This window comes from Pseudomonas sp. FW305-70 (genome assembly GCF_058783925.1).
In genome coordinates, this window is record NZ_JBYSYZ010000007.1 from 63,831 (window position 1) to 84,742 (window position 20,912).

A 20,912-nucleotide genomic window follows, 5' to 3' on the forward strand; every position below is an offset into this window, starting at 1 on the left:
CCAAGCATGAGCAACTCCGGCCGCGCCGACGCGCTGTTAGCAGACCTGCCCCGCGATGGCCGTGGCCGGCTCAAGGTATTTCTCGGCGCCGCGCCTGGAGTCGGCAAGACCTACGCCATGCTCCAGGCGGCCCACACCCAACTGCGTCAAGGCGTGAAGATCATTGCCGGCGTCGTCGAAACCCACGGCCGAGCGGAAACCGAAGTACTGCTCAGCGGCTTGCCGCAGCAGCCGTTGGTGCGCTCGGAATACCGTGGTGTGTTGCTCGAAGAAATGGACCTGGACGGTCTGCTCCTCGCCAAACCGAAGCTGGTGCTGGTCGACGAACTGGCGCACACCAACGCACCCGGCAGCCGTCACGAAAAACGCTGGCAGGACATTCAGGAGCTGCTCGCCGCCGGCATTGATGTCTACACGACAGTCAACGTCCAGCACCTGGAAAGCCTCAACGATCAGGTGCGTGGTATCACCGGCGTGCAGGTCCGTGAGACCTTGCCGGACTGGGTGCTGCAAGAAGCCTACGAACTGCTGCTGATCGACTTGCCACCACGGGAACTGCTCGAGCGCCTGCGCGATGGCAAGGTCTATGTGCCGGAGCAGGCGCGGGCGGCCATCGACGCGTTCTTTTCCCAGACCAATCTGACAGCCCTGCGCGAACTGGCGATGCAAACCGCGGCGGCTCAGGTCGATAACGATCTGGCCCTGGGCTATCGCCAACTCGGACAAGCGGCGCCAGCGGTGCGCGGGCGTTTGCTGGTAGGGGTGGACGGCGATGCCCAGGCCGAGCGTCTGGTACGGCATGCCAGTCGCGTGGCCCAGCGGCGGCACCTGCCCTGGAGCCTGGTGCACGTGGACAACGGCCGCGTGCGTGACGAACAGTCCCGCCTGCGCCTGCAGAGCGCCCAGCAACTGGCCGAACGCCTGGGCGGCGAAGTGGTGTTGCTGCGCGCCGGTGAAGTGGCGAAAACCCTGATCCAGCATGCCGCCGAGCGTCGTGCCAGCCTGGTGCTGGTCGGCCAGTCCCGGCCGAGATTGCGCCGACGCCTGTTCGGTGGCGGGCTGGCGGCGCGGCTGCTGCGCAATGCGCGCGGACTGGAAATCAACGTTCTCGACGGCGATCACCAACAGCATCAACCCCATCAGCGGTCGATGGGGTCACTGGTCTGGTTCGACTACGCGCTGGCCGTGGTCGCGACGGTTCTGGCCAGCGCCCTGGCCTGGGCCGTGGCGAGCGTTCTGCCACTGCCCAACATTTCACTGGTGTTCCTCGCCGCCGTGTTGCTGGTGGCGGTGCGCAGCAGTCTCGGGCCGGCACTGGCCTGTGCGGCGCTGTCGTTCCTGACCTATGACTTCCTGTTCATTCCACCGAATTTCTCTTTCAGCATCCAGCGCGAAGAAGACGTGCTGACCTTGCTGTTTTTCCTGCTGATGGCAGCCCTCACCGGCAACCTCGCGGCGCGCCAGCGCAGGCAATTGCAGGCACTGCGAGATACCCAGGAAGAGACCACTGAATTGCTCGACCTGTCACGCAAACTGACAGCCGCCACCGACCGCCAAGCCGTGGTCAGTGCGGCCGCCCAGCACCTCAACGGTTGGAGCGACGTGCAGCTGTGTCTGCTCAATCGCGACGGGCAGAGCGGCTGGAAAGTCGAAACCGGTGGCCCGCTGGCGTTTACCGAAGCTGAGCGCGCCGCCGCCGATTGGGCCTGGCAGCACGATCAACCGGCAGGTGCGGGCACCGGTACCTTGCCGTTCGGCCGCTGGTGGTGGTGGCCGTTATCGGTCGAGGACGGCCCGCTCGCGCTGCTTGGCGTGTGCGCCAAGGAAGGCCAGACCCTGACCGGCCAGCGCCGTCGCTTGTTGACCGCGCTGAGCCAGCCGCTGGCTCAGGCGCTGGCCCGGGCGCAACTGGCCGATGATCTGGAAGCGGCGCGGCTGCACGGTGAAACCGAGCAGTTGCGCAGTGCCTTGCTGGCTTCGGTGTCCCACGATTTGCGCACACCCTTGACGTCCATGCGCGGCAGTATCGATAGCCTGCTGGCCCTGGGTGAAGCGATCCCGCTGGAGGACCGGCGTGAACTGCTCGAAGGCACCCGCGATGAAGCCGAGCGCCTTGATCGATATATCCAGAATCTGCTCGACATGACCCGTCTCGGCCACGGAGCCCTGAAGCTCGCGAGGGACTGGGTGTCACCGGCCGATATCGTCGGCAGTGCGCTCAATCGCCTGCGTGCAGTCCTTGCGCCGCTGCAAGTCAGTACCGACGTGCCGGCTGAGTTACCGCTGCTGTATGTGCACGCCGCGCTGATCGAACAGGCATTGGTCAACGTGCTGGAAAACGCCGCGCGGTTCTCGCCGCCCCACGGGCGTTTGCAATTGTGCGCCGGGGCCGACGACGGTGAGCTGTTCTTTTCGGTCAGCGATGAGGGCCCGGGGATTCCGGAGGAAGATCGGGCGAAGATTTTCGACATGTTCTACACCGCGGCGCGAGGGGATCGTGGTGGGCAGGGTACCGGGCTGGGGCTGGCGATCTGTCAGGGTATGGTCGGTGCCCATGGCGGGCGTATCAGCGTCGCCGACGGCATCGAGGGGCGCGGCACCGGCATCACGTTGCACCTGCCGCTCCAGGCTCAGCCGGGATACGAGAGTGAAGCCTGATCGTGCTTGCGCTACTCTCTTGCCACTTCTTTTTGTTGATGTGAATTCATGAGCCAGACTGCGACCATCCTGGTCATCGACGACGAACCGCAGATCCGTAAGTTCCTGCGCATCAGCCTCGTTTCCCAGGGCTACAAAGTGCTGGAGGCCGGCACGGGCAGTGAAGGCTTGGCCCAGGCTGCATTGAACAAACCGGACTTGCTGGTGCTCGACCTCGGCTTGCCGGATATGGACGGCCAACAGGTATTGCGCGATTTTCGCGAGTGGTCGACGGTGCCGGTGCTGGTGCTCTCCGTGCGCGCCGGTGAAGGGCAGAAAGTCGAGGCCCTGGATGGCGGCGCCAATGACTACGTGACCAAGCCGTTCGGCATCCAGGAATTCCTGGCGCGGATTCGTGCGTTGCTGCGCCAGGCGCCCGTCGGCGAAACCCAGCCAGCGGCGCTGAGCTTCGGTCCTTTGACGGTCGACCTGGCGTATCGCCGGGTATTGCTCGACGGTATCGAAGTCGCGTTGACTCGCAAGGAATACGCCGTGCTGGCGCAACTGGCGCGGCATCCGGGGCGGGTGATCACCCAGCAGCAATTGCTCAAGGACATCTGGGGGCCGACACACACCGAAGACACTCACTACTTGCGCATCGTGGTCGGGCACTTGCGCCAGAAACTGGCGGATGACCCGACCCAACCCAGGTTTATCGTGACCGAGGCGGGGGTGGGGTATCGGTTGTTGAGTGAGTAGTTTTGAAATTTTGTGGTGACTGATCTGGCGCTTTCGCGAGCAAGCCCGCTCCCACATGGGATTTTGTGTACACCAAAGATTCACTGTGGGAGCGGGCTTGCTCGCGAAGAGGGCATTACATTCAATCGAGAACTTTCAGGCTTTCAATTCTGCTCATTCTCATACCGATCCAGCGTATCGCGCGCAATCTCCCGTCCCAGTGCGATCAGCTCCGGCGCCTTGTAGAACTCGAAAAACCGGCACACGCGCTTGGGCACGTTGATCAGGATGTCCGGCGGATACCCGGCAATCTTGTACTGCGCCAACGACGTCTGCATCACCTCGAAGCTCTGGTTGATCAAGTCGAGCAAGGACGCCGGTCCGACGTTGTCGATGATGAACGAGCCGGCGGCGGAGCGGGGCGCGCCACTGGCTTCCGGAGCTGCAGCGGGTTGCTGGGCTTCGGGTTCGGCGGACTCGATCCACGGATTGAAATCCGCACCTTCGGCTTTCAACGCTTCCTGCTCCAGGATCAACAATTGTTCCGCCTGTTTACGCCGGAACGGCAACTTCGAGCCGACAGAGCTGATCAGGTTGTCGAAGCGGGTCTTGAACGCGGCAGGGCGCTGGATCACCGGCAATTGATAGTGGCGCTGGTTGGTGGAGTTGAGGTTGACCGCGATGATCAGGTCGCAATGGCTCGACACTACCGGCACGATCGGCAGCGGGTTGAGAATGCCGCCATCGACCAGCATGCGGTTGCCCTGCATCACCGGGGTGAACAGGCTGGGAATCGCTGCCGAGGCGCGCATCGCCTGGTGCAGGCAACCTTCCTGGAACCAGATTTCCTGCTGGTTGGTCAGGTCGGCGGCAACGGCGGTATAGGGGATGCGCAAGTCTTCGATGTTGATCTCGCCGACGATCTTGCGAATCTGCCCGAACACCTTCTCGCCACGAATCGCCCCCAGACGAAAACTGACGTCCACCAGGCGCAACACGTCGAGATAGTCCAGGCTCTCGATCCAGTCGCGGTAATCGTTGAGTTTGCCGGCGGCATAGATCCCGCCCACCACTGCGCCCATGGAGCAACCGGCGATACAGGCAATGTCATAGCCGCGCCGTTCGATCTCTTCAATGACCCCAATATGTGCGTAACCCCGGGCTCCACCCGAGCCCAATACCAGTGCGACACGCTTTTTCATGAATCGCCCTCGTTTGAATGCTTCAACAATGCACCCATCGAGGGTCATGCTTCAACGGTCATGGTCGTTCGAGGGGGCAAGAGCGTCGTATTTTCGACACTCCATGGCGGCACAGGGTTGTTCTCGTCAGCGCTATAGTTCGCACAGCGGACCAACGGCACTTTTCAGGTGCTAGACCGTCTTACCTGCATGACTGTTGACCTATTTTTGAGGAGTAAGTGATGAAAGCCTGGATCTGTGTGCCATTGATTGCCCTGGCACTCGCCGGTTGTGCCGGAAAGACCGCCTACCGCGACAGTTGCGGTAGTAACCTGGATGCGGCATGGCATGAACTGGACCTGGCCAAAGTCGAAGGTTTCGCCGGGACTGTCAGCTACTCCAAGGCCCTGTCGCTGTTGACCGCCGCCAAGACCCAGCAGCAATTCGAAGGGTTCGAAGGCTGCACCAGGAAAGCCGAGAAGGCTCGTTTCTATATTCGTGAATCGCGCGCGGGGCGTTGAAGGCAAAAAGCAGCTGCAGGCTCTAAGCTACGAGTTGCATGACTCATCGGGCTTGCAGCTCGTAGCTTGCAGCCTGGCGCTGTTTACGGAGTAAACCCCCATGATCGATCGGCTGGTGGCTCATGTCCTGGGCCTGGAAGTTCGTCTGCTGGCCTGTCAGGCCCGCTTGAAAGAGCGGACTGATCCTGAAGCTTTACACGATCTGCGCACAACCATGCGTCGGTTACGCAGCCTTTTGCGGCCTTTGCTCGGGTTGCCCGGTGTCGAACAACTGGAAGCGGCCGCCTCGCGGGTGGGCGATCTGACCACGCCGTTGCGTGATCGCGAAGTGCTGGCGGCGTACCTGCTTGAGCACGGTCAACCTCACGCTGCACAGTGGCGCATGGCGCAAATGGCCGAAGCCTATCCGGCCGTTGCGGCCAGTCCCGAGCTCGCGCAATTGCTGATCGTGCTCGATGCGTTTCCGCGTTTTCTGCGCGCAGCCCAGCGCCAGGGATTGCTCAAGGGCCTGCGCAAGCGTATCGAAAAGCGTCTGGGCAAACAGTGGAAAAAACTCGACGAAGCACTGCACGACCCGGCCCACGACCGTCATCGGCTACGCCTGCTGATCAAGCGCGTGCGCTATGGTATCGACGCTTACCCCGAGCTGGACCGTTTACCGAAAGCGGCCATGCCCCGATTGAAATCGGCCCAGGGCGCGCTGGGTGACTGGCACGATTGCGTGCAATGGCTGGCCATGGCTGAACAGGAAGCGGATTTGCAGCCCTGTGTCGCGGTCTGGACAGCCACCATGGCCGAGGCAGAAAGCCGTGCGGACCGGGTGCTGGAAAAGCTCAGTCGCGATTGCTTCAAATCCTGAGATCACCACCGAACAAATGTGGGAGCGGGCTTGCTCGCGAAGAGGCCATCAGCCCGGACATTGTTGGTGACTGACAAACCGTCTTCGCGAGCAAGCCCGCTCCCACAGGTGTTTTGTGTTCGACATGAAACCAGCGCGACTTATCTGTCAGTCAATTTGTCCGGAATAGGCGATGTATCCCTCTCGCCAGATGGTTAAGATCCCCTCATCTTTTTCCGATCCCCGAGGTTTTCATGCGTTTTTCCGAACTGCTTGACGCTGTCCGTAGCCAGCCGCTGGAGCTCTCCATTCCGGCTTCCTGGGGTCAGGGGCGCGCCAGTTTCGGTGGCGTGGTGGCGGCTTTGCAGTACGAAGCCATGCGTGCCCGGGTGCCAGCGGATCGCCCGGCACGTTCATTGGCGATCACCTTTGTCGGCCCGGTTGAGCCCGAGGTTCCAGTCAGCTTTGAAGTCGACGTATTGCGCGAAGGCAAGGCGGTCAGCCAGGTATTGGGTCGGGTGATGCAGAAGGGCCAGGTGGTGACGTTGATCCAGGGGAGCTTTGGCGCTTCGCGCCCTTCGGTAGTGGCCGTGGCCGCTGAACCGGCACCTGAAATGAAGCACTGGGACGAGTGCCAGGAATTGCCTTTTATCGAAGGCGTCATCCCGGAGTTCATGCGGCACCTGGCGATGCGCTGGAGTGTAGGCGGGTTGCCGTTCAGCGGTAGCACATCGCGGCAAATGGGTGGTTGGGTGCGCTTGCGCGGCGATGACAAGGAGGAGGCCATCGGCGAGGCGCATATCCTCGCACTGGTGGACGCCTGGCCGCCGGCCCTGATGCCGTTTTTGAAGAAGCCGGCGATGGGCAGCACGCTGACCTGGACCATCGAGTTCGTGCAACCGCTGCTGGAATTGACCACCCTGGACTGGTGCAAATACCTCGTCGAGACCGAGCACGCCGCGGACGGCTACGGGCATGCCGCCGCGAAAATGTGGAGCGCCGATGGCCGGTTGATCGCCATGAGCCGGCAGACGGTGACGGTGTTCGCCTGATCAGTGACGGCGGTGGCGCTCACGCCAGGCGCGCCACCAGCCACCACTGAGGAAGAACCGCGGAAAGGTCAGAAACTGCTCGACCAACAGGCGCGATACTGCATCCTTGCGGTCACTGAACGGCTCGGCGGCTTGCGTTTCCATGCTGTGGCCGTGGCGTTGCAGGGCCATCGCCGCAATCACGCCGATCACGCCAATGGCGATGTTGGCCAGGCTCAGGCTGAAGACCCCGGATACGATCAGCAGAAACGCGACGATGAACAGCGGCACCGCGATCAGGTGCAACACCAGATTGGTCGGGTGCTGATGATTGTTCGGGTACGCTCGCCATTGCCAGGCGGGAAGGTTGGGGTGACGTTTGCCCATGATGCTGATCCTCGATCCATGTTGAACACATGTAATGAAGAATAGGCCCGGCCAACGCCGGCGGCGAATCAAGGCTGGCTATTGGCTTGATAGGTGCCATGACTGGAATTGATGGTGCCAGTTCTGACGCCTTCGCGAGCAAGCCCGCTCCCACATTTTGAGCGTATTCCTATGAAAGAACGCGGTCACCTGTGGGAGCGGGCTTGCTCGCGAAGAGGCCCTCAAAGTTTGAGCTGACCTATCGCCTTGCTCAACTCCCCGGCCAGCGCCGCCAGCTCGTTGCTGGTGGTCGCCGAATTAACCGTCTGCTGCACCGTGTTCTCGGTCACGTCACGGATACTCACCACCGCCCGGTTCATCTCTTCCGCCACCTGGCTCTGCTGCTCGGCCGCCACGGCGATCTGCGTGTTGCTTTCACGCATCTGTGCCACTGCGCCGGTGATTTCAGCCAAGGCTGCGCCGGCCTCTTGCGCCTGTCGTACGCAGTCATCGGCCTTGAACGAGCTCTCTTGCATGAAATCCACCGCATCCCGCGTACCGGCCTGCAACGCTGACACCATGATCGTGATTTCGTCCGTGGAGGCTTGCACGCGTTTGGCCAGGTTACGTACTTCATCGGCGACTACCGCAAAGCCGCGCCCCATTTCGCCGGCCCGGGCCGCTTCGATGGCGGCGTTGAGCGCCAACAGGTTGGTCTGTTCGGCGATGCTGTGAATCACGTTGACCACGCCGTTGATCTTCTGGCTGTCCTCGGCCAGGCGTTGAATCATCTCGGCGGTCTGCTGCACGCCGGTGGATAGCCCGGCAATCGAGCGCTGCACCCGCGTCACCACTTCCTGGCCACTACCGGCCAGGGTATCGGCCGATTGCGAAAGGTCACGGGTGGCGCCCGCGTGCTGGGCGATGTGATAGACCGTGGCGGTCATTTCATTGATCGCCGTCGCGGCCTGATCGGTTTCGCTTTGCTGACCGAGCATGCCGTGGCGCACTTCATTCATGCTCGCCGCCAGCCGCGCGGCGCCGATATCCAGTTGCCGGGCGGTGCTGGCGACGGTGTTGACCACCCGTTGATAACCGGCCTGCATGGCGTTGAAGGCGTTGGCCATCTGCCCGACTTCGTCGCTGCAAGCCAATGGCACGCGGGTCGACAGGTCGCCGGTTTTCTCCACGTGCAACATGACGTCCTTCAAGGTGTTGAGCTGGCTGAGCAGGAAGCGGATCAACAGCTGCGATGCGCCGAGCATCGCCAGCATCAGGATGAACACCGCCACCGCGTAGTGGGCGAAGCGCTCGCTGAACACCTGGCCCAGGCTTGGACCGTGGGCGATCACGGCGACCCGCTGCCCGTCGGCGCGCGCGAACACTTCGGCGCCCATCAACGGGTTGTCACCGAACAGCGGCATCGGGTTGATCTCGACCCAGCCGTTTGCATTGATGAGCTCGGGAATGGGTTGTTCAAACAGCGAAGGCGCTTGTCCGCGATTGAACGTCAGCAGGTTATCGATTTTGGGTAGCGGTTGCCCGGCGGGCCAGGCTTCGAGCAATCGCGCCTGGGCCTGGGCTGAAGCCTGGGAGGCGTGACTGCGGGCCTGCTGCTCAAGCTGCACCGCGTACAGCACCAACAACAGGGTGGTGACGAACGCGACGGCGTTGACCGCCCAGAATTTGTATTTCAGCGAGATATTGCTAAGCCAGGCACCCATGGAGGTCTTCTCTGATAGCGGAAACAGTTTTGGCAAGGTGCCATTATTGTGCCGCTATGCAGAATTCGGATTTTGATACAGGTCAATGTGGGAGCGGCGGTGCGGCGATCCGACTTGCTCGCGAAAGCAGGGTATCAGTCGACATCCTTGGTGTCTGAAACTGACTCTTCGCGAGCAAGCCCGCTCCCACAGGAGGTTCTGTGTTTACTGTGGGATGGAGGGCAAGCCGTAGAACGCCCGTGCGCAGGCTGTGGTGTGCGCCGCCAGATCCTCCTGGCTTTCCCCGCGATGCAGTGCCACTTCGCGCAATACTTCGGTCAGGTACGCCGGCTCGTTTCGCCCGTTTTTCGGTTTGGGGCGCAGGCTGCGCGGCAGCAGGTACGGTGCATCGCTTTCGAGCATCAGGCGTCCGCGCTTGATCTCCCTGACCAGCGGATGCAAATGCGTGCCCCGGCGCTCGTCGCAGATCCAGCCGGTAATGCCGATGTGCAGGTCGAGGTCGAGGTAGCTGAACAGCGCCTTCTGCTCCCCGGTGAAGCAGTGCACCACCGCGGCCGGCAATTGGTCGCGGAAGTCGCGCAGGATCTCCAGCAGACGCTGGCTGGCGTCGCGTTCGTGCAGAAAAACCGGTAACTGCAATTCGACGGCCAAGGCCAGATGTTCTTCGAGCACCTTTTCCTGCTGCGGGCGTGGCGAGAAATCACGGTTGAAATCCAGCCCGCATTCACCCACGGCCACCACATTCGGCTCGTTAAGCAAGCTGCGCAAACGTCTGGCGCTGTCGGCGTTCCAGTCGCTGGCGCAGTGAGGGTGAATACCGGCGGTGGCAAACAGGCGCTGATTGCTTGCGTCCAGTTGCCGGCACAGCTCAAGGGCCTGTTCGCTGCCCTCGACACTGGTGCCGGTCAGCACCAGTTGGCACACGCCGGCCGCGTAGGCGCGGTCGAGTACGGCCTGGTGTTTGTCGGCAAAACTGGCGTTGGTCAGGTTGACGCCGATATCGATGAGTTGCATGGTGCTACCTCGGCCCAAAGGCCGGAAAGCATATCAGAGCCGTGGATTTATAAGAAAAGCCAAGAACTACAACGGGTTAACGCTGTCTCTTGAGCCGCGGACCAGGCTGGCTTGGTAGTTTTGCCATCATTGTGCCGGTCTTTCGCCCGTTGTCAGCGCCCTGGGCACCCTGTTTTTGTCGTCGCGTTTCATTGACGCGGCCTCATATTCTTTCCGGAGAGTGGATGATTCGTCCCTCGGTTTTGCTACTGCTGTGTTGTTCGCTGCTACTGCCGATGACGGCGGTCGCGCGTCTGCCCGGGCCGCTGCAAGCCGTACCGGCCAGCGAGGTGCGCGACCTGGCGCAGATCCGCAGCAGTCGTGTGCTGCGGGTGCTGGTCAACCAGAGCCGCAACAGTTCCGGCGAAGTCCAGGGGCAGGCGATCGGGGTTGAATACCATCGTCTGAGAGCGTTCGAGCAATACCTCAACGGCCACGCCCGTGACGGTCAGGAAATCACCCTCAAGATCATTCCCAAGGCCAAGGATCAACTGCTCGGCGCCTTGCAGCGCGGGGAGGGCGATCTGGTGGCGCCAGGCGAGTTGCTCGATCTGCAACCGGGCTTTGCCGTCAGCACCAGTGAGCCGATTGCCAGCAACATCCCGCTGGTCCTGGTGGGCATCAAGGGCGAACGTCGCTACACCCGGCTTGAACAGCTCTCCGGCAAGACCCTGGCGTTACCCGCCGGCAGCGCCGCCGGGGATGCCGTCAGCCAGATCAATCAAAAGCTCGCCTTGCACAAACTGCCGCCGGTCAACGTCGAGTGGGTCGATCCGAGCCTTGCCGTCGAGGACGTACTGGAGATGGTCCAGGGTGGAATCTTTCACCTGACCATCGTCGAGCAACCGATTGCCGAACGCTGGGGCAAGATCCTGCCCAAGCTGCGTTTTGACAAGCAGGTCGTCATCCGTGAGCCGGGCGAAGAGTTCTGGTTCGTACGCCGCGATGCGTCGATGCTGCGGGCCAGCATTAATCGCTTCCTCACCGTCTACAAAAAACCATCGGATCAGGACGCTGCATTCCTGCGCATCTATCGCCGTCTCTATCAAGTGCACTATCCGCTGGCCAAGACGGACCGCCAGCGCCTGGAAAAACTCCGGCCGGTGCTGCAGAAACACGCCGATGCCCAGGGCATGGACTGGCTGAACCTGGCGGCGCTGGCCTTCAAGGAGTCAGCGTTGCAGCCCACCGCCCGCAGTGGCGGCAGCCCGACCGGCCTGATGCAGATCACGCCTTCTGCGGCGCAGCGGGTGGGGGTCAGCAATATTCAGGACGTAGACGGCAATGTGCAGGCCGGGGCCAAGTACCTGGCGATGATCCGGCGCAAGTTCTTTGCCAGCCCGAAACTCAACGAGCGAGAACGCATGGCATTTGTGCTGGCGGCCTACAACATCGGGCCGGAGCGGGTTCAGGGCATGCGCACCGAAGCCCGGCGGCGAGGCTTGAATCCCAACCAGTGGTTCTTCCAGGTCGAACGCGTGGCCATGGAGCAGGTGGGTATGGGGCCTGTCAGCTATGTTAATAGCGTGAACAAGTATTACTTGGCGTTCGACCGGGAGCGGGAGTCGTTGGAGCCCCAGGGACAAAAGGTTGTCTCTCGCAAATGATCAACTAATCTGATTGTAATAGTGGGTTTTTTCCGCTTTTAACATGTGATTTATTGATTAATATGGCGCCCAACCCACACACACTGACAAGGATTTAAACAGCATGAGCACTCTGATCAACAAGGTACTGTTTACCCGCGCTGGCTACGGCCTGACCGTTCTGCGCATCGTGGTCGGCATTGTTTTCGCCGCTCACGGCGCGCAAAAACTCTTCGGGGCATTCGGTGGTTATGGTCTGGCCGGAACCGCACAGTACATGGAAAGCCTCGGACTGACGCCGGGTTACCTGATGGCGGCACTGGCGGGCGGCACCGAATTCTTTGCCGGCCTGGCGCTGATCATCGGCTTACTGGTTCGCCCGGCTGCATTGGGCCTGGTCTTCCTGTCGCTGGTCGCGATTTTCTCGGTGCACATCAGCAATGGACTGTTCATGGCCAACAACGGTTATGAATTCGCCCTGGCCTTGCTCGGTGGCAGTATCGCGGTGTTGATCGAAGGTGCGGGCAAACTCTCGGCGGACCGTGTCATCGCCGGCTGACCGCTCTGGTTCAAGGAAAAAGGCCCGCCTCGTGCGGGTCTTTTTTGTTGAGCGTCATTCTTGACACTGTCCAGTCAGCTTCTCTAGGATGTTGCTCATGCGCCGATTTAAACAGCTACTTGCGGGGCGCCAGGTGACTCATTCAGTTGCCGATAGAAGCCGGAACAGGCTTCGAAATACCGCTAAAGCGCTGGTTCGGTGTTGCCTCTCACCTGCCATGCAGACTTTTGAGGCAGAGACACGACACAATGAATGCACTAAACCCGGTAGTACGTCCCGCGCCGATCACGGCACATCTCACCCAGCGCAATCCAAAAATCCTGCTTGGCGGCAAACATCAGCCGACGCTCTTGCGTTATCTCGATGGCTGGCCACGTCGTACCGGCGGTCCCGCTGCCTTTCTGATCCAGTTTGTCGAAGACGGTGAGTCTCTCGCCCGTTTCGCCGACGACAGTTTTGATCTGGCAGTGATTCAATCCCCCAGCCTCGAAGACGCTCCCGAAGTGATCAGGCAACTGACTCGCGTTGCCCGGCAAGGGCTGATCACCCGCCCTTGAGTTTTACGGGTAGTCGATCGCCACGATATAAACACACTGCTCACCGGTCGGTGTCTGGACCCGGACTTCGGCGTCCAGTGCCTTGCCGATCAGGGCTCGGGCCAATGGCGAGTCAATGCTGATCAGGCCTTGTTTGAGGTCCAGTTCATCCGGCCCGACAATGCGGTAGCGCGACTCCTTGCCATCCTCGTCCTCGATCGTGACCCAGGCGCCGAAATAGACCTTGTTCGGATCGCTGGGTCTTTCGCTGACAACCTTGAGCGCTTCCAGGCGTTTGGTGAGAAAACGCACGCGGCTGTCGATCTCTCGCAGCATCTTTTTGCCGTAGGTGTACTCGGCGTTCTCCGAGCGATCACCCTGTGCCGCGGCTTCGCTGACAGCCTGGGTCACCTGGGGGCGACGCACATGCCACAACTCATGGAATTCGGCGCGCATCCGCGCTTCACCCTCGGGGGTGATCAACGCGGTGCCGGCGGTGCGGGGAGGGCGGTAACGGCTCATGGCAACTTCTTGTGGTGGAGACGGCTGGAGTCTATCAACCCTCGCGCAGGACTGTCAGTGGGCTGGCGTTCAATGCCCTACGGGTGCCGAACACACCGGCACCGCCGATCAGCACCGCGCCCAGCAGTGGTAGCAGCAACAGCCAGGGATGCGGATGCCACGGCAGGTCAAAGGCATAGCGGTAGAGCACCAGGCTCACCAGTTCCGACCCCAATGCCGCCAGCAAGCCGCTGACCGCCCCCAGCAAACCGAACTCGATGCGCCGCGCCTTGACCAGCAATTGCCGTTCGGCCCCCAGCGCACGCAGCAGCGCGCCCTGGCGAATGCGTTCGTCCAGCGTCGCCTGCAGGCCGGAAAACAGCACCGTCATCCCAGCCGCCAACACAAACAACAATACGTACTCCACCGCCAGGGTGACCTGGGCGAGGATGCTGCGCAATTGTTCCAGCAAGGCTTCGACCTGCAGGATCGTCACCGCCGGGAAGGCGCGGGACAGGTCGACAATCTGCTGGTCATGTCCCGCTGCCAGATAGAAGCTGGTCAGGTAAGTCGCCGGCAGATCCTTGAGGGTGCCGGGCTGGAAGATCATGAAAAAGTTCGGCTGGAAGTTATCCCAGTTGATCTCCCGCAGGCTAGTGACTTTCGCCTCGCGATTGACCCCGCCCACGCTGAAAACCAGATGATCGCCGAGCTTGATTTTCAGGCTTTCAGCGACCTTGCCTTCCACCGACACGCCGGGAACATCGTCTGGCGCTTGTTCGTTCCACCAATTGCCCGCCGTGAGCTTGTTGCCCTCCGGCAGGTCCGCCGCCCAGGTCAGGCTCAGGTCGCGCTGGATTGCCCGGTCCCCGGCCGATTCTTTGGTGACGATCTGTTGCACCGGTTCGCCGTTGATGCTGATCAAGCGCCCCGGCACCACCGGGTACAAGGGTGCCGATTTTGCCGATACGGCGATCAGGTGATCGGTGAAGGCCTGTTTATCCGCGGGCAGAATGTTCAGGGCGAAGTAATTGGGGGCGTTTTTCGGCAACTGGTTCTGCCAGGTATCCAGCAATTCGCCGCGCAGCAGCGCAATCAGCGCCATCGACAGCAGGATCAGGCCGAACGCCAGGGACTGGCCTGCGGCAGCGAGCGGATGACGCAGCAATTGCCCGAGGCCCAGGCGCCAGGGCAAGGACGCACGCGCGAGCAATCGCCGCAGGCTCTTCAACAGCAGCAACAACAAACCGCCCAGCACCAGCGCTGCAATCACGCCGCCGCCGAGCAGGGCAAAGGTCAGCACCAGGTCCAGGCTCAGGCGCCACATGATCAGGCCGAGGGCTCCCAGCGCCGCGCCGTAGACCATCCAGGTGCTGGAAGGGATCGGCAGCATGTCCCGGCGCAGCACGCGCAATGGCGGAACCCGGCCCAGAGCCGCCAGCGGCGGCAAGGCGAAACCGGCCAGGGCCACCAGTCCGGTGCCGATCCCGGCGACGGCCGGAAACAGTCCGCCCGCAGGTACGTCGGTCGGCAGCAAGTCGTGCAGCAGGGCAAACAACCCCAGCTGTGCGAGCCAGCCGAGGAGGGCGCCGCTGATGCTGGCCAGCAGCCCGAGCACAGTCAGTTGCAGGCTGAACAACACCAGGGTTTCCCGGCGCGATAGTCCGAGGCAGCGCAGCAAGGCACTGGCATCGAAGCGGCGGGTGGCGAAGCGGGTCGCCGACAACGCCACCGCCACGCCGGACAGCAACACCGCCACCAGGCTGGCCATGTTCAGGTAGCGTTCGGCCTTGCCCAAGGCTCCGCCGATCTGCCGGTTGCCATCCCGGGCGTCCTGCAAGCGCTGGTTGGCGGCGAGTCCCGGTTTGATCAGTTGCCGGTACATCTCGAGTGCCTGGGCATTGCCTCGCCATAATTCGCGATAGCTGACCCGGCTGCCGGGTTGCACCACGCCGGTTGCCGCAAGGTCGTCGAGATTGATCAGCACCCGCGGCGTCAGGCTGTAGAAATTGCCGGCGCGGTCGGGTTCGTAGGTCAGCACCCGCGCCAGTTTCAAGGTTTTCATGCCGACATCGATGCTGTCGCCGATCTTCAGGTCCAGGGCGGTCAGCAGGCGTGCCTCGACCCAGGCTTCACCGGGTTGCGGTCCGCCACCGGCGCTTTGCGTGGCGAACGGGGCGGGCGCGCTTTTCAGTTCGCCGCGTAGCGGGTAGGTGTCATCGGCCGCCTTGATGCTGGACAACTGGATGCCGTTGTCGGTGGCGATAACGCTGGAAAACTCCACCACCTGCGCATGTTGCAGTCCCAGCTCCGTGCCGCTTCTTATCTGTTCGGGGCGCGCGGGCGAACTGCCTTCGAGGAGCAGGTCGGCACCGAGAAACTCAGTGGCGCGCAGCATCATGGCGCCATTCAGGCGGGCGCCGAAATAGCCAATGGCAGTGCTCGCGGCCACGGCCACCAGCAAGGCAAAAAACAATACGCGCAATTCACCGGCGCGGGCGTCGCGCAGCAATTGGCGGATGGCGAGACTGAACAGGCGCAACAGCGGCAGGCGTGCCATCAAGGCTCCACAGGGGCGACCAGCAGGCCGGCTTCAAGACGGATCAGGCGCCGGCACCGATGGGCCAGGCGTTCATCGTGGGTCACCAGCACCAGGGTCGTGCCGCGTTCCTTGTTGAGTTCGAACAGCAAGTCGCTGATGCGCTCGCCGGTGTGACTGTCGAGGTTGCCGGTCGGTTCGTCGGCGAACAGCACATCGGGTTCGGCGGCAAACGCGCGGGCAATCGCCACGCGTTGTTGCTCGCCCCCGGAGAGCTGGCGCGGCGAATGCGTCAGGCGCTGGCCGAGTCCTACACGCTGGAGTAACTCGGTGGCGCGTTCGCGGGCGTCCTTGCGGCCATCGAGCTCCAGCGGCAGCATGACGTTTTCCAGGGCATTGAGGCTGTCGAGCAGCTGAAACGATTGAAAGACAAAACCCACATGCTCGGCGCGGATGCGCGCACGCTGGTCCTCATCGAGGGTGCTCAGGCCTTGCCCGGCGAGGGTGACTTCGCCGCTGCTCGGCAGGTCGAGACCGGCGAGCAGGCCCAGCAGGGTGGATTTGCCGGAACCGGAAGCGCCGACGATGGCCAGGCTGTCGCCCTTGTTCAGTTCCAGGCTGAGTTCGTGCAGGATGGTCAGTTCACCTTCCGCGCTGGGAACCACTTTGCTAAGGTCCTTCGCGATGAGAATGCTTGCGCCCATGGAGAGTCCGATGCGTGTCTGGTTTTTGAGTGCTGGCCTGGCCTTGATGTGCATGGCCCAAAACGCAGCGGCGGGTACAGTCCTGATCGTTGGCGATAGTATCAGCGCCGGTTTCGGGCTGGATACCCGGCTGGGGTGGGTGTCTCTGCTTGAACAACGGCTCAGGCGCGAAGGTTTCGACGACAAAGTGATCAATGCGTCCATCAGTGGCGACACCAGTGCCGGAGGTCAGGCGCGCCTGCCCGCGCTGCTTGCAGAGCATAGACCGGAACTGGTGATCCTCGAGTTGGGGGGTAATGATGGCCTGCGCGGGTTGCTGCCAACTCAATTGCAACAAAATCTTGCTTCGATGATCGACAGCTCTCGGGCCAGCGGTGCCAAGGTGCTGTTGCTCGGCATGCAATTGCCACCCAATTACGGTGCGCGTTACACCAAGGCGTTCGCCGAGGTCTACAGCAACCTGGCCGATGAGAAAAAGATCCCGCTGGTGCCGTTTTTCCTCGACGGCGTGGGCGGTCATCCGGAGTTGATGCAGGCCGACGGCATACACCCGGCCGCCGGGGCCCAGGACAAGTTGCTGGAAAATGTCTGGCCTACTCTAAAACCGCTGTTATGACACTTTTCTAGACGCAGGCTTTCGGCTAAGGTGGCGCCCCCGATTTGGAGCCCCCGATGCCGCGTCCCGCCTGGTCACTCTTTGCCTATCAACTGATCGAGCCTGACGAACAGCTGGATCTGTTCGCCTGCCAGGAAGTGCGGGTGCATCTGGTGACCCGTCAGCTGGAGTTGGGTGGCTCGGCTGACCGGACCCTGTGCGGCAGCCTGTTGCCGGCACAACCGCGCTGGTCGAGTGTTGATCGCCGGGTGTTTCAGGATCAGCGGCTGTGTTCGTTGTGCCGGGCCATTCTTGAGTCGCAGAAGCGGGGGACGTCGCCGATCTGGCCTGAATTGCGGTTTGAGCTTTGATCCGTCGGGAATCCAGGCGGCCTGATAGCCGACCTGTGTTTTGTTGACCGTGTACATATCCATTGCTGCGGTAACGGCCACTTATGGTTTCGCCCTGACGGCGAGTCCCTTTTGTCAAACGACACAAAAGGAACCAAAAAGTCTCGCCCCTTACGTACGGCCCCTCGCTGAGGCTCGGCGTTCCTTCGCTCCGGTATTCATCCGGGGGCATTGCCCTCCGGTCGGCTTCGCTTCGACCTGCATGCAATGAGTTCGACTGCGTCGAACGGCGCTGCGCGCCCATCCCCGGATGAACACCTGCGCTCAGCCTGCCGAAGGGGCGGGTGGATCAAGATCACAAGCTGCAGGCGAGCTAACGCTCGGCCTGATGAGTGGTGAGAAGCGGCGCGGTGTGGGCTGTTCTGCTTTTGCTCTTCTGTGGGAGCGGCGGTGCGGCGATCCGACTTGCTCGCGAAGGCGACCTGCCAGCCGACCAACCTCTCACAGGTATACCCAATCCCCTGTGCGAGCTTGCTCGAGATGGCGGCCTGACAGGCGCAGGTACATCACAGACGAACGAACCCAGCAAACAGGCCGGTCGGTAGGCCGCCTCGCTTTGCTTTTGCGGTGTACGCCCCCTCGTGAGGCCGAGCGCAGGTTCTGCGCAGTGGGCTCTGTAGGAGCGAGCTTGCTCGCGAAAAACCTGAGAGCACCGCGGGGTGCCAGGCTCCCCGCATCATCGTTGACCTCCATCGCGAGCAAGCTCGCTCCTACAGGCCGGGCGGCGTTCCGTTTTTCCAAAGTGCCCCGCTGTAAGAGCGGAACCATAAGCGGCCGTGACCGCAGCAACGGATATGTACACCCTCAAAAATCCATGTCGCCTGTCACGCAGCTTTCGCGAGCAAGCCCGCTCCCACAGGGATCTTCAGTGGCCACAAGTCCCGAGTAAAACCGGGGACCCAATGTGGGAGCGAGGATAATCGCAAAATCGCCTTGCACTGCCTGCAATCGGGCCATCTCCCCGAAATAACGGGCGGCAGTGTACAATCGCGTGCTTATACCCTCTGTTGATCATGCGAAGGATTTTCCGGATGTTGCCGCGCTTTCCTGCCGTCACCCGCTGCCTGACTCTTGCCGCCCTTTTTGTGGCCGGTCCCGTTGCAGCATTGGAGTTGCCCCTGCCACCGCCCGGTGAGGACATCATCGGCCAGGTGCAGGTGATCAAGGCCAAGTACGAAGACACGTTCGCCGACCTTGGTACTGCCTATGACCTGGGCTACACCGAAATGGTCGCGGCCAACCCGGGTGTCGATGCATGGTTGCCGGGCGCCGGCACGGAAATCATTCTGCCGACCCGCTTCATCCTGCCACCAGGCCCGCGTGAAGGCATCGTGATCAACCTGGCCGAGTACCGTCTCTACTACTACCCGAAAGGCAAGAACGTGGTGTACACGTTCCCGCTGGGTATCGGTCGTGAAGGCTGGGGCTCGCCGATTGCCCACACCAGCATCACCGCCAAGACGCCTAACCCGACCTGGACGCCTCCGGCGTCGATCAAGGCCGAGCACGCGGCAGACGGTGACCCGCTGCCCAACGTTGTGCCGGCAGGCCCTGACAACCCGCTGGGCCCGTTCAAGTTCACCCTGGGCACTCCGGGCTACCTGATCCACGGTTCGAACAAGAAGTTCGGTATCGGCATGCGCACCAGCCACGGCTGCTTCCGCATGTTCAACAACAACGTGCTGCAAATGGCAGGCATGGTGCCGGTCGGTACCTCGGTACGGATCATCAACGACCCGTACAAGTTCGGCATGAGTGGCGGCAAGGTCTATCTGGAGGCGCATACGCCGCTGGACGACAAGGGCAACCCGTCGGTGGTCGACAAGCACACAGCGGTCATCAATGCGATGCTCAAACGTGAAGACATCACCAACAACCTGCGCATGAACTGGGATGTGGTGCGGGACGTGGTGGCCGCTGAAGACGGCCTGCCGGTAGAGATCGCGGTGCCGGGCAACGGCATCGCGCCGATGGTGTCGAGCACGCCGATCGATCCGCTGCAGTAACGCGGGTCAAGAGCCCGTCGGCGCTGACCGCGTCGACGGGTTTTTTATTGCCTGGAGAAACGCCGGGCAATAAAAAAGCCGACCCAAAAAATGGGTCGGCTTGATAACAATCCCGAGGGATTATTACTTGCGGCTAGCTTTGTCCAGCATGCGCAGAGCACGCTCGTTAGCTTCGTCAGCAGTCTGTTGTGCTTTTTGAGCAGCAGCCAGAGCTTCATCAGCTTTACGGTAAGCTTCGTCTGCACGAGCCTGGGAGCGAGCAGCTGCGTCTTCAGTAGCGGTCAGACGTGCTTCGGTTTCTTTCGATGCGCTGCTGCAACCGGTAGCCAGAACTGCGGCCAGAGCCAGAGCAGAGAATTTCAGAACGTTGTTCATCGTGTTCCCCTTCAAGGACTTTCTATTAAGTAGCTATCTCCTCCGATTGAGGAAATAGCCGGCGTACATACTACCCATTACTTGTAGTAAGTAAAACTGACGTGAAGCAAGAAGCAAAAAAAATTGTAGGCGTTGATTCTTTTTCGAGCAACTTTTAACTGAATTGTTTAAAAAATATCCAGCTGCAAGGCCCGTGGCTGAGCGAACTGCCGAGAAAAAGTTCCTTCGGCACAGCGCTCTTTTTCCCCGGCTGGCTAAAGTCCGCCTATATGGATTCGTCTACACTTTTGTTCGGCTTTTGCGTGGCGCCTCTCACTATCTTTCTCGATGTTCAGGTGACTTTAACAACGGACGCTCGTCTTAAGTCTCAACATCCGGCAATGTTCAGGCTATCGACCCGGAGTGACCTTCGGTCGAGCCATTCCTGCGTGATTACGGAGCAGCACCCGCCAACCGGCATGATGACGAGCGCACCTTGAGCATTTCTGCCAATGGTGCCTACTATTTGTACGTGCTCGGTAGCGCGAGATCGGTGCAGTTCTTCTCGGTGTCCATTCAGGCACGGGGTGGCGTAGATGTTCCTTCGCCGGAAAAACATCGGTAAGGTAGGGGTCGGAATTCCAGACCCGCGAGGAGTAGTGATGAGCGAGGCGTTGTCCATCCACCATGACCAGGCTGGTCATCAGTTCGAGACCAATGTGGACGGTCATCGTGCCTATCTGACCTATATGGATCTGGGGAAACAGACCCTGGATATCTATCGCACCTTCGTGCCCAACGCATTGCGTGGTCGCGGTATTGCGGCAGCCTTGACCGAGAAGGCGCTGGAGTACGCTGACGAAATGGGCTACACCGTCATTCCATCGTGCTCCTACGTCGAGCGCTACATGGAGCGTCACCAGCGGCATGCGGCCAAGCTGAGTCAGTGACTTTCAGTCAAACGAATGCATAAAAAAACGCCGGGTTCTACCCGGCGTTTTTTTGTGTGCGCTTTTTGAACAGGCCGTCAGGC

General features: G+C 61.3%; 20 protein-coding genes. 12 read left to right on the forward strand and 8 right to left on the reverse strand.

Annotation, left to right across the window (positions count from 1 at the left end):
• The first annotated feature begins 6 nt into the window (after positions 1-6).
• On the forward strand, positions 7-2,658 hold the full coding sequence (locus tag AC3WN7_RS07740; protein WP_095966379.1) for a DUF4118 domain-containing protein: 2,652 nt from the start codon (positions 7-9) through the stop codon (positions 2,656-2,658).
• 48 nt (positions 2,659-2,706) lie between these two features.
• On the forward strand, positions 2,707-3,396 hold the full coding sequence (locus tag AC3WN7_RS07745) for a response regulator (RefSeq protein WP_095966380.1): 690 nt from the start codon (positions 2,707-2,709) through the stop codon (positions 3,394-3,396).
• Positions 3,397-3,539: 143 nt separating this feature from the next.
• Here the strand turns inward: AC3WN7_RS07745 and AC3WN7_RS07750 are convergent, their stop codons facing one another.
• On the reverse strand, positions 3,540-4,577 hold the full coding sequence (locus AC3WN7_RS07750; RefSeq protein WP_095966381.1) for a patatin-like phospholipase family protein: 1,038 nt from the start codon (positions 4,575-4,577) through the stop codon (positions 3,540-3,542).
• Positions 4,578-4,798: 221 nt separating this feature from the next.
• Between AC3WN7_RS07750 and AC3WN7_RS07755 the strand changes: the two genes are divergently transcribed.
• From AC3WN7_RS07755 to AC3WN7_RS07765, 3 genes are all read left to right on the forward strand, one after another.
• Positions 4,799-5,077 carry a hypothetical protein gene (locus AC3WN7_RS07755; protein WP_095966382.1) on the forward strand — a complete coding sequence of 93 codons (279 nt, stop codon included), beginning with the start codon at positions 4,799-4,801 and terminating at the stop codon, positions 5,075-5,077.
• 100 nt (positions 5,078-5,177) lie between these two features.
• On the forward strand, positions 5,178-5,936 hold the full coding sequence (locus AC3WN7_RS07760; RefSeq protein ID WP_102674253.1) for a CHAD domain-containing protein: 759 nt from the start codon (positions 5,178-5,180) through the stop codon (positions 5,934-5,936).
• Positions 5,937-6,169: 233 nt separating this feature from the next.
• Entirely contained in the window at positions 6,170-6,967 is a 798-nt protein-coding gene (locus AC3WN7_RS07765; protein ID WP_102674252.1) for an acyl-CoA thioesterase, read from the forward strand.
• On the opposite strand, the gene AC3WN7_RS07770 is transcribed toward AC3WN7_RS07765, so the two are convergent.
• The 3 genes from AC3WN7_RS07770 to AC3WN7_RS07780 all read right to left on the reverse strand — a co-directional run bounded on the left by AC3WN7_RS07770 (position 6,968) and on the right by AC3WN7_RS07780 (position 10,050).
• Positions 6,968-7,333, reverse strand: a complete 366-nt coding sequence (locus AC3WN7_RS07770) for an Mpo1-like protein (protein WP_102674251.1) — start codon at positions 7,331-7,333, stop codon at positions 6,968-6,970.
• Between the two features lie 221 nt (positions 7,334-7,554).
• Complete coding sequence (locus AC3WN7_RS07775; RefSeq protein WP_102674250.1) at positions 7,555-9,036, reverse strand: methyl-accepting chemotaxis protein; 1,482 nt, start codon at positions 9,034-9,036, stop codon at positions 7,555-7,557.
• Between the two features lie 204 nt (positions 9,037-9,240).
• The gene (locus AC3WN7_RS07780) at positions 9,241-10,050 is read right to left on the reverse strand and encodes a TatD family hydrolase (protein WP_102674249.1); all 810 of its coding nucleotides are present in this window, start codon (positions 10,048-10,050) and stop codon (positions 9,241-9,243) included.
• Between the two features lie 224 nt (positions 10,051-10,274).
• Between AC3WN7_RS07780 and AC3WN7_RS07785 the strand changes: the two genes are divergently transcribed.
• The 3 genes from AC3WN7_RS07785 (at position 10,275) to AC3WN7_RS07795 (ending at position 12,791) form a co-directional block, all read left to right on the forward strand.
• Positions 10,275-11,696: an MltF family protein gene (locus AC3WN7_RS07785; RefSeq protein ID WP_095966388.1), complete on the forward strand. Its 1,422-nt coding sequence runs from the start codon at positions 10,275-10,277 to the stop codon at positions 11,694-11,696.
• A 103-nt stretch (positions 11,697-11,799) separates the two neighbouring features.
• On the forward strand, positions 11,800-12,234 hold the full coding sequence (locus tag AC3WN7_RS07790) for a DoxX family protein (protein ID WP_095966389.1): 435 nt from the start codon (positions 11,800-11,802) through the stop codon (positions 12,232-12,234).
• 248 nt (positions 12,235-12,482) lie between these two features.
• Positions 12,483-12,791: a hypothetical protein gene (locus AC3WN7_RS07795; protein WP_007973571.1), complete on the forward strand. Its 309-nt coding sequence runs from the start codon at positions 12,483-12,485 to the stop codon at positions 12,789-12,791.
• 3 nt (positions 12,792-12,794) lie between these two features.
• Here AC3WN7_RS07795 and greB read toward each other — a convergent pair whose 3' ends face one another.
• Genes greB through AC3WN7_RS07810 form a run of 3 tightly spaced genes read right to left on the reverse strand, consistent with a single transcriptional unit; the run spans position 12,795 to position 16,514 of the window.
• Positions 12,795-13,292, reverse strand: coding sequence for a transcription elongation factor GreB (greB, locus tag AC3WN7_RS07800; RefSeq protein ID WP_095966390.1), 498 nt, complete (start codon positions 13,290-13,292; stop codon positions 12,795-12,797).
• Positions 13,293-13,326: 34 nt separating this feature from the next.
• A complete protein-coding gene (locus AC3WN7_RS07805; protein WP_102674248.1) occupies positions 13,327-15,831 on the reverse strand; it encodes an ABC transporter permease in 2,505 nt (834 codons plus the stop codon).
• Positions 15,831-16,514 (reverse strand): ABC transporter ATP-binding protein, encoded by a 684-nt coding sequence (locus AC3WN7_RS07810; RefSeq protein WP_095966392.1) that lies wholly within the window; start codon positions 16,512-16,514, stop codon positions 15,831-15,833. Before AC3WN7_RS07810 ends, AC3WN7_RS07805 begins: the two co-directional genes overlap by 1 nt.
• A 10-nt stretch (positions 16,515-16,524) precedes the next feature.
• Here AC3WN7_RS07810 and AC3WN7_RS07815 point away from each other — a divergent pair, with 10 nt between their 5' ends.
• The 3 genes from AC3WN7_RS07815 (at position 16,525) to AC3WN7_RS07825 (ending at position 19,525) form a co-directional block, all read left to right on the forward strand.
• Positions 16,525-17,130: an arylesterase gene (locus AC3WN7_RS07815; protein WP_095966393.1), complete on the forward strand. Its 606-nt coding sequence runs from the start codon at positions 16,525-16,527 to the stop codon at positions 17,128-17,130.
• 56 nt (positions 17,131-17,186) lie between these two features.
• Positions 17,187-17,480, forward strand: coding sequence for a hypothetical protein (locus tag AC3WN7_RS07820; protein ID WP_003226812.1), 294 nt, complete (start codon positions 17,187-17,189; stop codon positions 17,478-17,480).
• Positions 17,481-18,550: 1,070 nt separating this feature from the next.
• Positions 18,551-19,525, forward strand: a complete 975-nt coding sequence (locus AC3WN7_RS07825) for a L,D-transpeptidase family protein (RefSeq protein WP_095966395.1) — start codon at positions 18,551-18,553, stop codon at positions 19,523-19,525.
• 123 nt (positions 19,526-19,648) lie between these two features.
• On the opposite strand, the gene oprI is transcribed toward AC3WN7_RS07825, so the two are convergent.
• Complete coding sequence (oprI, locus tag AC3WN7_RS07830) at positions 19,649-19,900, reverse strand: outer membrane lipoprotei OprI (RefSeq protein WP_003199355.1); 252 nt, start codon at positions 19,898-19,900, stop codon at positions 19,649-19,651.
• Between the two features lie 641 nt (positions 19,901-20,541).
• Here oprI and AC3WN7_RS07835 point away from each other — a divergent pair.
• Complete coding sequence (locus AC3WN7_RS07835; RefSeq protein WP_007973562.1) at positions 20,542-20,829, forward strand: GNAT family N-acetyltransferase; 288 nt, start codon at positions 20,542-20,544, stop codon at positions 20,827-20,829.
• The last annotated feature ends 83 nt before the right edge of the window (positions 20,830-20,912 follow it).